Annotated in this window: 14 protein-coding genes; 13 read left to right on the forward strand and 1 reads right to left on the reverse strand. The window is 60.0% G+C overall.

Features of this window, described 5'->3' with window-relative positions; translation table 11 throughout:
- Positions 1-151 precede the first annotated feature (151 nt).
- The 7 genes from CHB96_RS26985 to CHB96_RS27015 are packed head-to-tail and all read left to right on the forward strand — an operon-like array spanning position 152 to position 6,887.
- Positions 152-988 (forward strand): alpha/beta fold hydrolase, encoded by an 837-nt coding sequence (locus CHB96_RS26985; RefSeq protein WP_089252154.1) that lies wholly within the window; start codon positions 152-154, stop codon positions 986-988.
- The gene (locus CHB96_RS26990; RefSeq protein WP_089252156.1) at positions 985-2,178 is read left to right on the forward strand and encodes an LLM class flavin-dependent oxidoreductase; all 1,194 of its coding nucleotides are present in this window, start codon (positions 985-987) and stop codon (positions 2,176-2,178) included. Before CHB96_RS26985 ends, CHB96_RS26990 begins: the two co-directional genes overlap by 4 nt.
- Positions 2,175-3,164 (forward strand): dipeptidase, encoded by a 990-nt coding sequence (locus tag CHB96_RS26995; RefSeq protein WP_089252158.1) that lies wholly within the window; start codon positions 2,175-2,177, stop codon positions 3,162-3,164. The genes CHB96_RS26990 and CHB96_RS26995 overlap by 4 nt, the downstream gene beginning before the upstream one ends.
- Complete coding sequence (locus CHB96_RS27000) at positions 3,161-4,339, forward strand: flavin reductase family protein (RefSeq protein ID WP_089252160.1); 1,179 nt, start codon at positions 3,161-3,163, stop codon at positions 4,337-4,339. The genes CHB96_RS26995 and CHB96_RS27000 overlap by 4 nt, the downstream gene beginning before the upstream one ends.
- Before the next feature lie 29 nt (positions 4,340-4,368).
- Complete coding sequence (locus CHB96_RS27005; protein WP_089252162.1) at positions 4,369-5,661, forward strand: MFS transporter; 1,293 nt, start codon at positions 4,369-4,371, stop codon at positions 5,659-5,661.
- 45 nt (positions 5,662-5,706) lie between these two features.
- Entirely contained in the window at positions 5,707-6,276 is a 570-nt protein-coding gene (locus CHB96_RS27010) for an NADPH-dependent FMN reductase (RefSeq protein WP_089252164.1), read from the forward strand.
- A gap of 23 nt (positions 6,277-6,299) precedes the next feature.
- A complete protein-coding gene (locus CHB96_RS27015; RefSeq protein WP_089252166.1) occupies positions 6,300-6,887 on the forward strand; it encodes a 3,4-dihydroxy-2-butanone-4-phosphate synthase in 588 nt (195 codons plus the stop codon).
- Between the two features lie 489 nt (positions 6,888-7,376).
- Here CHB96_RS27015 and CHB96_RS27020 read toward each other — a convergent pair whose 3' ends face one another.
- Positions 7,377-8,324 (reverse strand): ornithine cyclodeaminase family protein, encoded by a 948-nt coding sequence (locus CHB96_RS27020; protein ID WP_089252168.1) that lies wholly within the window; start codon positions 8,322-8,324, stop codon positions 7,377-7,379.
- A gap of 386 nt (positions 8,325-8,710) precedes the next feature.
- On the opposite strand from CHB96_RS27020, the gene CHB96_RS27025 reads away from it, so the two are divergent.
- From CHB96_RS27025 to CHB96_RS27050, 6 genes are all read left to right on the forward strand, one after another.
- Positions 8,711-9,832 (forward strand): ABC transporter substrate-binding protein, encoded by a 1,122-nt coding sequence (locus CHB96_RS27025; RefSeq protein ID WP_141136583.1) that lies wholly within the window; start codon positions 8,711-8,713, stop codon positions 9,830-9,832.
- 11 nt (positions 9,833-9,843) lie between these two features.
- Positions 9,844-10,245, forward strand: coding sequence for a periplasmic substrate-binding domain-containing protein (locus tag CHB96_RS27030; RefSeq protein WP_141136584.1), 402 nt, complete (start codon positions 9,844-9,846; stop codon positions 10,243-10,245).
- Positions 10,246-10,586: 341 nt separating this feature from the next.
- The gene (locus CHB96_RS29870; RefSeq protein WP_176444521.1) at positions 10,587-11,195 is read left to right on the forward strand and encodes an ABC transporter permease; all 609 of its coding nucleotides are present in this window, start codon (positions 10,587-10,589) and stop codon (positions 11,193-11,195) included.
- 11 nt (positions 11,196-11,206) lie between these two features.
- On the forward strand, positions 11,207-11,992 hold the full coding sequence (locus tag CHB96_RS27040) for an ABC transporter permease (protein WP_176444522.1): 786 nt from the start codon (positions 11,207-11,209) through the stop codon (positions 11,990-11,992).
- Between the two features lie 91 nt (positions 11,993-12,083).
- The gene (locus CHB96_RS27045) at positions 12,084-12,782 is read left to right on the forward strand and encodes a TauD/TfdA family dioxygenase (protein ID WP_176444523.1); all 699 of its coding nucleotides are present in this window, start codon (positions 12,084-12,086) and stop codon (positions 12,780-12,782) included.
- Between the two features lie 192 nt (positions 12,783-12,974).
- A complete protein-coding gene (locus CHB96_RS27050; protein WP_089252179.1) occupies positions 12,975-13,784 on the forward strand; it encodes a MurR/RpiR family transcriptional regulator in 810 nt (269 codons plus the stop codon).
- The last annotated feature ends 425 nt before the right edge of the window (positions 13,785-14,209 follow it).

Here is a 14,209-nt window from a genome sequence, read left to right on the forward strand (position 1 = left end):
GGTTCGCCAGAGTGTTTCCTCGGTTGCCTTGATGTCGACAGCATGTCGATTGTAGGTATGCTGCCCGCCGCCATAGCTTCTTACACAAGTCGACAAAAGGACTGCGGGCTTCTGTCGACATCGAGTGTCAGAGGTCTGATGGGAGTGCAATGTGAATCGGTCACAGGTGGTCGACGTCGAACGGGTGTGGGCCGGGCGGACAGCAGCGATCGTGGCAGGCGATGCTGCCGACCCTGCAGTGCTGTTGCTCAACGGTCTTGGGCTGAGCGGAATCGATTGGCTCGCTCAGATCACGGCATTGGCACAGAATGGGCATCGCGTCGTGTCGGTGGACCGGCGGGGGCACGGCGAGTCGCCGTACCGTCCGGTAGCCGAATTCGACGAGTTGGTAACCGACGCAGTCGCTGTCATGGACCGACTGGACATCGAAGAGGCGGACGTCTGCGGACTGTCGTTGGGCGGCACCGAAGCGATGTCCTTGGCATTGGACCACCCGCACCGCGTACGGTCGCTCATTCTCGCGGACACGTTCGCCGAACTTCCCACCGACGTGGCCGAATCGCGGATGCGCGGGATGAATTCCCTGTACGAACAGGGCGGAATGGCCGGACTAGCAGCGACCGTCGTCGACGGGATGCTGCACAGGGCACCGACTCCGACCAGGAGGGCCGAGTTGATCGATGCCTTCGAGTCACTCGGAGCTGCTGCATTCTTCGAACTGATGGAGGTGCTGTACGGATACCGGCTGCAGGCTCGGCTGACCGAGCTCGCGGTTCCGACCCTGGTTCTCGGAGCGACCGAGGACACCCGGACAACGGTCGAATCGATGAAAAGACTCAGTGCCGACATCGCTGGTGCGTCATTCGTCGAGATTCCGGAAGCCGGCCATTTTCCGCACATCGAACAGCCCGAACTCTTTTCCGATGCCCTACTGAATTTTCTGTCTGCGTCAGCTGACGAGCGTGAGTCGAAAGGTAACCAATCATGATCAAGAACTTCGGAGTTCTGTACGTAGGCAACGTCATCGATGGAGACGACATCGGGTTCGACGGTCCGATGCCGTTCGAGCGGCGGTATCCTTCAGAGCGTCTGACATCGGCGTTCGACGAGGCGCTGACTTTGGCGCAACTCAGTGAACGCCTCGGCTTCTCGACGTTCTGGATGGCCGAGCACCACTACCAGCACGAGGGTTTCGAGTGCATCCCGAACATCCCCTTGCTCAGCCTGTGGCTCGCTCAGCACACGACGGAAATCAAGTTCGGATGCGGGTTCAACGTACTTCCGACATGGCACCCCATTCGACTGGCCGAGGACTACGCCGTCGTCGACAAGCTCACGAACGGGCGCCTCATCTTCGGTGTCGGACGTGGCTACCACGAACGCGAACTGGTTGGCATGAACGCTCAGACCGTCGGTCTCGCGGACGACGATCGACGAGCATTGTTCGAAGAGCAAGTCGAGATTCTCGTCAAAGCCTTCGCAGAGGAGTCGTGGAGCCATCACGGCCGCTTCTACGATCTACCACCAGCCGGTGCAACCCACCGTTTCCGTCCGGTCGACGAACTGACATTGGTCCCGCGCCCGAATCATCCGGTCGATATCTGGCAGCCCACCACCAGCGGCAATCCGCGAGGCGTCGAGTTCATGGCCCGCAACGGAATAAACGGAATGATCGCCGGAATGCCCACACCATTCGCGGGTAAGTTCGCCGCGCTCTACCAGGAAGCGAACCGCAAGTTCGGGCGTGACCTGGAACTGGGGGAGAACCTCGCGGTAGGATTCCGCTGCTACCTCGCAGACACCGAAAAGCAAGCGCGAGAGGCTCTTCGACCGATCTACGACGAGTACAGCAAGTTCGGGGCGCCGCTGGGAGTCAACCCGTTCAGCAAGGAACTCATCGCCCTTCACGAAAGCAACGGAGACGCAGTCCCGAGCGACGCGCGAATCATGTCGTTCGACGAGGTCCTCGAGTCCGGCGCCTGGTTCGCTGGGACGGCCGAACAGTTCATCGACCGCGTGGGCGCACTCCAGGACGAACTACCCGGACTCGAGCACGTCTTGATCAACCTGCACATCCCTGCGTCGCATCGCGAGAACCGCGAACAAGTCGAACGCATCGGCCGAGACGTGTTGCCGCACTTCACTTCCGTACCTGCCGCAGTTGGGGTCGGCGCATGAGCTCCCCAACGGTCGATCTGCCCCACCTCGTCGTAGACGGATGCAACCCCAGCAACTGGGACGACCCGGATATCTTCACCAACCTACGCAAGGGCGGCGTCACCGCAACAAACGCAACGGTGGCGATCTGGGAAGGCTTCGAAGACTCTGCCGACGAAGTGTCGAAGTGGCTCAAGAGATTTCGGCAGAGAAGCGACGAGATCGTCCAGATTCGAACAGTCGAGGACATTGCCGAGGCCCACAGATCCGGCCGGGCCGGCATCATCCTCGGGTGGCAGAACCTGGCGCCGATCGAGAACGACTACGAACGGCTCGAGATATTCGCCGAGGTCGGCGTCCGAATCGTGCAACTCGCATACAACCTACGCAACCTCGTTGCCAACGGATGCTACGAGCGGGCTGACGACGGGCTCAGTAGATTCGGCGTAGGAACGGTACACAAGCTCAACGAGCTGGGCATGCTGATCGACCTCTCACATGTGGGCGACCGAAGTTCGATGGAAACGATCGAACTCTCGACATCTCCCGTAGCCGTGACACATTCGAACCGGCGCTCGTTCAAGGACGGCGCGCGAAACAAACCGGACGATCTCATTCGCGCGCTGGTCGACAACGGCGGAGTCATCGGTGCGAACGCGTTCCCTCGTTTCTTGCCACGGGAGTTCGACTCGACAATCGAGGACTTCCTCGATGCGATCGAGAACCTGGTCGAGCTGGCGGGTATCGATCACGTGGGTATCGCAAGCGATTTCTGCGAGGGCCACGACATGGAGTACTGGCACTATCTGCGTCGACTGCACGGAAAGATCCCCGGAGACCCACCGGCAGTGCCTCGGCCCGATCCAGCCGTGAGCGGCTTGGACACTGCCAGTGACATGCCTGCCGTTGCCGAAGGGCTCCGCGCACGAGGTTTTGCGGACCATGAAGTGCGGAAGATAATGGGGGAGAACTGGATCCGTTTGTACGAAGCGGTGTGGATTCCATGATCACGCTCGGTGCGGCCGACGACCGAATTCCAGAGGTCGATCGCATCAGGTTCGAGGAGGTGATGGCGCATTATCCTACCGGTGTCGCGGTCGTCACCAGCCGTGATGCCCTGGGTAGGCCGATCGGTGCCGTGACCCCTGTGCTTGCGGTGCTGTCGACCGTTCCTCCGTTGATCGGCATACAGCTCGACCCTGCCGGCCCCGACTACCTGCGGTTGACCGACAACGACCGATTCTGTGTCAACATCATCGCCAGTGGTAACAGTGCAGCGTCGCAAGTTTTTCGTACAGAGAATTCCGATGACCTGGACTCGATCGATTGGGTTCCCTCGGTTTCCGGATCGCCGATCATTTCGGGGAGCTCGGGGTGGATCGACTGCCGCGTGAACGAGATCCACGACACCGGCAATCGAAAACTCCTCGTGTGTCGAGTTCTCGAAGTCGAAACGAATGCCAGAGGACTCCCACTTCTTTTCTTCCGCGGAGGCCGCGGAGGATTCGACCCGCGAGTGTCGATCTTGCCGTCCCTTCCTGGTCTGACCCGTCAGATCGAGCTCGTCGAGCGTGGAATAGCGGCCATGGAAATTGCCGCCGACGAAGCCGGCGTCGAAGTGATCGCAATGGCGCGCCATGGGAATTCGATGAGCATCATCGCCAGTGCCGCACCCAGGGGAGCCGAAGCAACGACACTGGTAGGGCGGCGCTTTCCCTTCGTGCCGCCCTACGGCACCCTGTTCCTTGCCGGATCCGACGAGCAGACCCGCAATGCATGGTTCGACGAACTCGCTGAGCCGCCGTCGGATGACGAACGCAACGAGATGCTCGCCCGCGTATCGAGGGCGGACGAGCGAGGGTGGTCTGTGGCCCTGTCGGGCCCGGCGCACTCGGCGGTAGATCGGATGATCGAAGCGTACACCCGCGGGCCCGTCACCTCGATGCTCGACCGCCGACTGCGTTCTGGCATAGCATCACTCGGGTCTTTCTACGATCCGCCCGACGAAGAACTGTTGGAAGCGGCATCGGTTCGGATGTTCTGTGTCCCGGTGCCCGACCGCGGTTCCGAACCCCTCGTCCAATTGGCTGTGCACTCGCTCGCGCACAACATCACTGTCTCGGATTTGCCCGCATTGCGGGCGATTCTCACCCACGCATCAGCGCAGATGATCACCACCTGATTTATTCCTCCCCACAGAAGCGACAAGACATGACCACAGATGCTCCGATCTCTACATCGAAGTCGACGCACTCCACACGTGCCACCGCGGCAGGCGCGATCGGCAACGTCCTCGAGCAGTACGACAGCGTGATCTACGCCTTCTCCGCGATCACGATGGCCAAGCTGTTCTTTCCCGACTCGGGATCCACCAGCGGCTTGATGCTGACATTCGGAGTGTTCGCAGTCGGGTTTCTCGCTCGACCGTTCGGCGCAGTCGTCTTCGGCTACTTCGGCGACAAGTACGGTCGCAGAACCGTACTAGTCTGGTCGATCGTTCTGATGGCTGTGTGCACTGTCCTGATCGGATTGCTGCCCACTTACCACGATATAGGGGTAGCGGCACCACTGATTCTGACGCTGATCAGGATCGGCCAAGGCATGTCGACCGCAGGGGAAACTGCCGGATCGGCGACATTCATCGTCGAGCATGCACCGAACGACAAGCGTGGTCTGTTGGGGAGTTTCCAGCAAGTCAGTTCCGGACTCGGATTCCTATTGGCAAGCCTCGTGAGCATCGGACTGTCGCTGTCGTTCACCGACTCCCAAATCGAATCGTGGGCTTGGCGTCTGCCCTTCCTCTTCGGCGCCGTCACGGGAATCGTCGCGCTGTACATCCGAATCGGCGTCCCGGAAACCCCCGAATTTGCCCGAGACAAAACCGCGGTCGCTGATCGTCCGAATCCTCTGAAGGTGCTCGCGTCCACATCGCTGCTCGCCACCGTCAAGTCGATGTTCATCATCAGCTTGCTGGTGATGGGATACTACATGTTCCTCACTTACGTTCCCACCTTCCTTCGGAAAGTCGTCGGCGTCGCTACCATCCACGCACAGCTGTCGAACCTGATCTGTCTCGGCGTCTTCGTGGTGTGCATCCCGTTCTTCGGTAGACTCTCCGACCGCATCGGTCGTAAGCCGGTCTTGATGATCGGGGCGATCGGATTCCTCGTCGGTTCGGTCCCGCTGATCGCGATACTGGCAACCGGCGCGCTCCCGGCCGTGTACGGAGGTCAGATCGTGATTGCCGTGCTCCTCGCCGCCGTGGCCGGTGTCATGCCAGCCACACTCGCCGAAATGTTCCCGACGAACGTGCGGTTCTCAGCAATGTCCATCGGCTGGAACTTCTCGAATACGCTGTTCGGCGGCACGGCCCCTCTGTTGGCGACATTCCTCATCACAGCAACGGGCATCCACTTTGCACCAGCATTCCTCGGAGTCTTCGCGGCCGTACTGTGCCTCGCGATCGTCATACCGATGAAAGAAACTCACAAAGCGGCGCTTTGATCTACTGCATCGCCGCCGAAGCTACATAATTGGAGAAACGAAAACATGAGTACGCCATACATTTTGGGCTTGGGTGGATCGACTCGGATCGGCTCCTCCACCGAGGTGGTTGTTCGGGGAATTCTCGCCCGGGCAGAAGAATTAGGCTGCGAGACGCAGATGTTCGCCGGACCCGATCTGATGCTGCCGCCGTACGATCCGGGGACGGAGTTGGATGCGTCGGCTTCGGCGCTCGTCGACGCGTTTCGCCGAGCCGATGCGGTCGTGATCGGGTCGCCCGGATACCACGGATCGATTTCGGGTCTGATCAAAAACGCTCTGGACTACACCGAAGCGCTCCGTACCGATGATCGTGTCTACTTCGACGGAGTCCCAGTCGGATGCGTCGCGACTGCGTTCGGATGGCAGGGCGCGGTCAATACGTTGTCGACACTCCGGCAGATCACACATGCACTCCGGGGCTGGCCGACACCTCTGGGTATCGCGTTGAACACATCGGACAAGACCTTGATCGAAGATGGTCGCGTCGTCAATACCTCTGTGTTGGAGTCGATGTCGAAGATGGTCGATCAACTGGCCAGCTTCGTTCTTCGCCGCCAGGTGCAGTCGGCGTGACAGCTTCGCCGACGTTGTCACGCATGAGCTACTCGGTCGATTCGGACGTGTTCTCCGCGGTACGCCAGTCGTTCGCAACTGGTGAGCCCATCGTTCTGGTTGGCAAATCGACAAGCGGCGTATGTATGTCTGTTCCTGCCGCGAATGTGACCGCACATTCGATGGCACAATTGGTGAAGTATTCGTCTGGGTTGGTGCGGACTTCGTTTCCACTGCATATCGCGCATCAACTGTACATTCCGACTATGTCGGGTCTCGACGCAGGACTCTCCAGTTGCGTGCCCACTACGGTGACCGTCGATGCCCTAGATGGCACGACCACAGGGATCTCAGCACACGACCGTGCAATCACGGCGCGGCAGCTAGCTGCGGCCGGTGCACAGCCTGAAGACTTCTCGCGCCCAGGGCATATGGTAACCAAGGTTGTCGACCCCCAGGGTGCCGGGAGCCCGGACTTGGCCATGCTGCGAATGCTGGCACTGTCGGGATACCGCCCAATAGCCGTTCTCGGCGAACTGGTTTCGGTCTCCAACCCGCATGAAATGATGTTTGCGGACGAGGCCGTCGATTTCGCGCTGGAGCACAATTGGCCGATTGCTGCGATTTATTGACTAGTTTCGAATCATCAGCAGGACTCGCCTATTGGGTGGCGATCCGTTGCTGGGTTGGTCGTAACGGATAGGCACGAGCGTGACACTAGTCGGTATTGCGCAGGTGGTGTTGGCTGGAGGATTTGCAGCGACGAAAGCAGTGGGGGCAACTAGCTGTTCTTCGCGGGAGGTTATGGACGGCGAGTCGCTTCAAAGAATCGGCAATGGCGCCCGACAGTTTCGGTCGAAGCGCAAGCCTCATGCGTTCCACGGTGCTGTTGCACTCACGGCAACACTGACCGCTACTGGAGCGGTGCTCGGTGTTTGCTTTCTAACGACGCATGGTGGAGACGCGGATAGCACCTCGATTGCCACGTGCGATATCTGCGTTCTCGCTTGCGTTCTGGTCTGCGAACTCGCAGCAATTGCCTCAGGCGCGATCGTGGCGTCCAGGATCCGAACCGATGAGGCAGAAGCGTCGTAATAGTTTGTCGCGACCTTGAAGGTCTGTTAGTCGCGACTGCCGGAGTCGACGGCTGCAGCGGCCACGACCAGGTCTTGCCAGGCCATTCCGGAACTCTTGAAAACAGTGGGGCGATTCGGTTCGAGTTGAACCCTGCCGGTGATGACGTCGGACATTTCGATGAGGTCCGAAGCTGAAATTTCTCCGTCGTCGATGGCCATGATGACGTCACCGGCTTCGCGGAGAGCCGTAGCGGTGTCTTCGACCACTACATGGGCTCGCCGCATCAGTCTGGCGTCGATTTCACGGACGTGGGGTTCGTGAGAACCCACGGCAACGACGACTGCGTCGTCACTAGGTAGGTCGCCGTCGAATAGTGGTTGGTGGGCACTCGTAGCGCAGAAGACGATGTCCGCTTCGGCCACAACTTGATTCGCATGCATCGATCCCGCCGTGACGAGGGATGCATCGGGCCCCAGGGAAGCTCGAGCGCGGCTCGAATCTCTTGCCACCCAAGTTGTTTCAGGCGTGGTGTCCACAGTTTCCGTGAGCGCATCGATATGCGCTCGCCCTTGCGGACCGTATCCGAAACACACGACACGCAACTGCTGAGTCTTGGACCTCAAAAACGGCTTGATTGCCGCAATAGAGACCGCGGAGGTACGAAGGTTGGTAAGAGCGACTCCGTCCATCGTTGCCACCAAAGTTAGTGTCTGCGCGTCGAACAGGAGATATTGGCCTTGAATGCGTGGTAGGCCGGATTGCGGGTTGGCTGGGGCGACGGTAGCGACCTTGACTCCTGCGTACGATCCATCCTCGGACGGCATGAGCAAAAGCTGACCGTGCGCCACCTGCACGACTTGACGGGGCGGATCATGAGAAACGCGGATTCCTGAAAGCACCGCAGCTTCAATAGCCTCCACTGCTTGGCGAGGTGTCACCAGGCTCTCGAGGTGAAGGATGCTGCGTTTCAAAGGGATGTCCTCCTTGTGCATGCCGGCAGCTACTCCGACTGGAATTGTCGATGTTTACTTGTGGTGGCGCGCGATGCGATCCGGTCGTAGAAACTTTCGCCGCGCGGCTACCGGTAACTGTACAGTGGCAGGGCGGAATAAGGATCCGCCCTCGTCCAATGGGATCGGGCGTTGTGGCTGTATCTGTCGAATTGCTCTCTTGGGCCGCCTATTTCAGATTGCAAAGAATCGGCAGGCATCTGACGGGCTGAGGGCAGACCGTTGCGGGGCAATTCGGAAGAAACCGCAGCGGAGCGGCATCCATTGTGACCCTTGACATATCTGGATTTGCACTTCTCGAGTTGCGCGATCGGCTCATTTGATCAAGTTTTCAAACGTAGTTTTCGAGTCGACCTAACGGAGCCCTCTTGCCTTCATCGTCCATGCGCCGACGCATCCTGGTCGCGTGCGCATGCGTATCGGCACTTGTGGCCACTGCATGCCTCAGCTCCCGCAGTTCTTCGTCGGAACCGGGAACGCTGGCGATCGCGACATCTTTCCAACCTCGCACCGGATTGGCCATCGATACCGACGACGCGTTCCTGCTTTCGAAGATCGGTGTTGCCGAGCCGTCGGTGCGGGCGGGAATCGACGGAATCCCGACTGCTGCCCTGGCGACCGAATGGTCGCGCGTAGACAACACGACGTGGGAGTTCAGGCTTCGGCCCGGAGTGACGTTTCAGGACGGTAGCCCGTTGGATGCTGCAGCGGTGGTGACGGCCCTGGACTATGTCACCTCGGTTGTGAGCCCGCCCCGCGCGGTCGAGGGCGTCGGAATCGTTGCAACTGCGCAGGGCGACGACACGGTGCGTGTGACTACCAGAGAACCGGATCCGATACTGCCACTACGGTTGTCAAGCCCGAACGCCGCGATCCTCTCGCCCGCGGCTTATACCTCGACGCCTCCGAACCCGATGGGCACGGGAACGGGTCCGTTCGTGCTGACCGGAAACGTCTCGGGCACCCGAGCGCAACTGACCGCGAACGATTCCTATTGGGATTCGCGCCCGGCGCTGAATTCGGTCACCGTAGAATTCATTTCCGACGCATCCTCGAGAAGCTCGGCGCTCCTCGCAGGCGATGTCGACATCGCCGAGAACTTGCCCCCGTCCTCGATGAACGATCTCGAAGCGCGCGACGATCTGAACGTTTTCAGCTACGCCGCGCCCCGCACGATAAGTATGTTCACCAACTTCAACAACCCTGCGCTGGCGGATCCGCGCGTGCGTGAAGCACTCGAGCGAGCAGTCGACAAACAAATGATCGTGGATTCCATTCTCGAAGGGGCCGGCGAACCTGCAACCGAGGTATTCGGGCCCGCTGTTGCGTGGGGATCGAACGAAACCCCGGAGGCACCGTCGCCTGACTACGCCAAAGCGCTTCTCTCAGAAGCAGGTTTCACTGAGTCGAATCCGCTCGAGCTGCGTCTGTGGACCTACGGGAACGGCCCGAGCAGCCCGATGTCGCTGCTGCGATACAAGACCAACTGACGGCGGTAGGGGTGCATACCGATGTCCGCCTGGCTGATTACGGGAGCTTGGAGCCGTCGATTCTCGACGGCGACCTCGATCTGTTGATTCTCTCGCGCAGCTATCTGTCTGATTTCGCTGATGCGGCAGGATATCTGTCGACGGACTACTCGTGCGATGGATCTTTCAACCTAAACAACTTCTGCAATGGGCACTTCGACGCACTGCTCGCGGAGCTTGCAAACACCCCCGATGTAGGCGTACGGCAGGCTGTTCTTTCATCCGCAGCACGGATCCTCGCTGAGCAGCGCGCCGGCATTCCGCTGTTTCACACCGGGTCGATCACCGTCGCCCGCGACAGTGTGCAGAACTTCGAATCCGACGCGCCGGAACAGAAGCTGTTGACACTTCGCCTGTCCGGAAGCTACTCGTGACAATAGTCAACCAAGGGGCCCGTCCACGTGCTCTGTCGAGCAAACTGGTCGGCTCCGCCCTACTATTGTGGTCGTTCTCGATTCTGGTGTTTCTGTTGCCGAGGTTGACGGGCCAGGACACTGTGCGTGCGATTATCCGATCGCGAACCGCCGATCTGTCACCCGATCAGGCCGCAGTCGAACGGTTCGCTGCAGAACTTTCGCTCGACCGCCCGATTTGGGTGCAGTATCTTACATTCGTCAAACAACTGGCGACTGGGGACTTGGGCCTGTCTTACACATCCCGAATTCCTGTCGCACCGCGGATCGTTCAGGCGCTGTCTGTCTCCGCACAACTGGTGGTGAGCGCTTTGGTCATCGCCAGCGTTCTCGGTCTGGTGGTCGGAGTGTGGTGCGCCTCGAAGCCGAATTCCGCGCCGGATCGAATTCTCACCGCTGCCAGTAGGCTGGCGGTGTCGGTGCCCGAATTCATCTCCGGTCCACTGCTGGTCCTAGTGTTCGCAGTGACCTTGCATGCACTACCTGCGACCGGGTGGGGCACACTCGACCAGGCGGTCCTTCCGGTCATGACCGTTGCTCTGCTCCCAACCGCTGTATTTGTTCAGGTCACACGCGCAGAGGCATCGAAAGTATCTGCGCAGCAGTGGGTCTCGACGATTCGTGCTTCCGGACTCAGCGAAGGACGAGTACTCCGGCAGGTGCTCCGAAATTCGATGACTCCTGTAATCGGACTGATGAGCTTGTTCCTCCCTGGGTTGATCGGCGGGGCGGTGATCGTCGAGGTCATCTTTTCCATTCCCGGACGCGGAAGGTTGCTCTACACCGCGGTGCTGGACTCCGATCTGCCGCTCGCGCAAGCAGGGCTGATGGTGCTCCTTGCGTTGGCAGTCATCTCGACGATCGCCTCAGATCTCGCGCGGCGTGTCATCGACCCCCGGCTGCGCCGATGACGCGCCGCCGGATGCCAGCTGCACCGTGGATCGCAGCTGTCGCCATTGCTACGTTGCTGCTGCTCTCATTCAAACATTTCGATACCACCACCCAGAACCTCACCAACCGATTCGCCGCGCCATCGCGTGACTATCTGCTGGGCACAGACCATCTGGGTCGCGACACGTTCGCTCGGTTGCTTGCAGGAGCGAAGTATTCAGTCGGACTCGCTGTTGTTCTGTCGGTTGCGTGCGCAGCGTTCGGGACGTCGATAGGAGTGCTTGCCGGCTGGCTCGGGGGAACGCTCGGAGCCGGCGTGGATCGGATCGTGGACTCCCTCGTAGCGATCCCTGCAATCATCTTCGGCCTTGTTCTCACAGCGGTGATGGGGCCAGGCATCGGCGCCGTCGTCGTTGCGGTTTCGATTGCAGGCTGGACGCCCTACGCGAGAATGGCCCGCAACCTCAGTCGCACAGCGCTCGGGAGCGAGTATGCGCTTGCGGCAATGGCATACGGCCAGAGCGGGTGGCCGCTGTTGTACAAACATATCGTTCCCAACATTCGCGGCCCCCTGGTGACCCTGATGTGCATGCGGTGCGCTGATGTCATCTTCTTGATTGGCGGCCTGTCGTTCCTGGGCATCGGAATCCAGCTACCGATACCTGAATGGGGTGCCATGATCGCCGATGCGAGGCCGTACCTCACACACGCACCTCAGCTTTTGATTTACCCCGCAGTCGGGTTGGTGACCGTAGTCGTTGCACTGTCGGTCATCGGACGAAATCTACAGAAAGGCGAACATCGACATGGCTTCTAGAGCGGCCGACGGCCGACGAATCGGTCAGGGGTCCGGCCCCGATCTCGCAGCCGGTGTGACGCCGGTACGAGCTGCGTGGGCGGACGCGCGCGTGGTGTTCGAACAAGATGGAGTGGTGATACTCCCAGGAAATGCCAATGATCCTGAATCGCTGGTGCAGGCAGCTGCACGCCTACTCGGATCGTCACTGCGAGAGCTCTTTCCGATCCGCCCCACCGTCTCCGACGAATCCGGCCCCCTTGCATTGCATTCCGATGGCGCCTACGTGGTCACGGACGTGCATGGGCGCACCGCAGCGATACGACACCCAGACGAAGACTATCTATTCATGCTATCCAGCCAGCACGCATCCGAGGGTGGTCAAACTTTTCTCATCGATGGGTACACCTTCATCGATCGATTGGCCGTTGAAGACGCCGAACTGTACGAGTCCGTTACTACCGTCGACGTCGATTTCTTCGGCGCGTGGACAGCGCCCCCTCGCGGAGTACCTACAACACCTCGAATCTGCCCACTGGTCGAATACACCCGCCGTGGCAGACGAGTCGTCCGTGCGGGCGACTACGCCTCGCCCGCGCCGCGCGAGCCGTTGCGCAGCGTCCACGACGAACTCCTGGATCGCTACATCGACGTCCTCGCAGCACAGGCATCGGCCGCTCCGAGAACGCTGCTCGAATCCGGAGACATCCTGGCGGTTGACAATTACCGATTCCTACATGGGCGCGACGGCTTCACCGGGCGTCGTGCCCTACACGTCATGACCGCCCTATCCACTGGCGCATTTTATTAGCATGACTCGCCCCTGTTACGCGAGTCCGTAGACGACAGATGCCAGAGCGTTTCTTGCTTGACCAGTTCAAGCGCGCATATCATGTGGCAACGCAGGACGATGAATGGAACTCGCAGCTACCAGTACGGCCACCTTCGCCGGGGGCGTAATTTCTGGCAGTTCGACGAGTTGAGCTGAGGGGCAGGAGGGCGCGTGGGTTTTCGGTCGGTCTTGGAGAATTGCCCGGCAAAGTTGACCGATTCCGACCGGCGTATCGGATTCACCCTTCTGTCGATGCAGGAAGAGGTTCCCGTGTTCACGGCGGCCCAACTCGCGGTCAGGGCTGACGTACACGAGTCCACGGTGATCCGGTTCGCACAAAAGTTGGGCTATGCAGGATTTCCCGCGCTGAAAGAAGATCTCGTTGCGGACCTCGATGAGCGCAGGCAATCTCGCGAAGTCAGAGTCAGGCTCAAATCTGAAGCCTATCAACTGGATTCGGTGGTCGACGCGCAGATCAACGCACTGAGGATCGTGCGACAGACAGTTCGGCAGGAAACGCTCGACGCCGCCGCCAAGGCCTTGCTCGGTGCCGAGAGGGTCATCCTCTTGGGCTATGGCCTGATGCGTCCTCTGGTCGACTTCATGGAGCGCCGTCTGACCCGCAAAGGGCTACGAGTCCTAGCGATTCGCTATGACGGTTCCGAGATGATCGAGACGCTGATGGCTCTCGAAGAAACCGACGGGTTGCTGATTTTCGCCCTGGAGGAGCAGTTCCAGAGTATTGCCCAGCTCGTTCCCGAGTTAGCCGATCGACCTGCGACTGTCCTGATGACTGACGATGCTGGGCTGATGCTTCGAAGGCTGCCCACGCACCTTCTGGCGGTACCTGGTCGTGACCGACCCGCTGTTGTCGGCCTGTTCATGGTGCTCAGTTATGCGCTCGGTGGCTCCATCGCGCATCAGTTGTCTACCGCCCCTGGTGGGAGAGGTTCAGCTCGACGTTCGCGTCCCGACAACTAGTCGTCATCCGTGGACACTTCATCGCGCAAAAGTTCGTGGGGCTGAATCAACCATTCGTTCGTCGTCATCGCGCTGATGGGCCACGGAGGTCAGACCGGACCATGATGGCCATCGCGGTGAGAAGAATTCCTGCGTTCGCCCAAAAGATACCCAAGACGCCCAGAGGCGCCACTGTTGCACCCACAGTGAGAGGGAGTGCAATCTGCGCGAAGCGGTTCGAGGTCAGTCGCAAGCCCAGTGTCGTGCCGTGGAAACGAGCTGGTGTCAGCGATGTCACCCAGGACATGGTCAGTGGCTGTGGGATACCCATGCCGAGTCCGAGCCCGATCATGAACCGTCCTGGGACTGGTGGAGACCGTGATCTCACCAGGAGAATGCAGATATGGCTGCACCGAGGAAGTTCGACCAGGAGACCCGTGAGCGGG

It is taken from the genome of Rhodococcoides kyotonense (assembly GCF_900188125.1).
Classification (GTDB): Bacteria; Actinomycetota; Actinomycetes; order Mycobacteriales; family Mycobacteriaceae; genus Rhodococcoides; species Rhodococcoides kyotonense.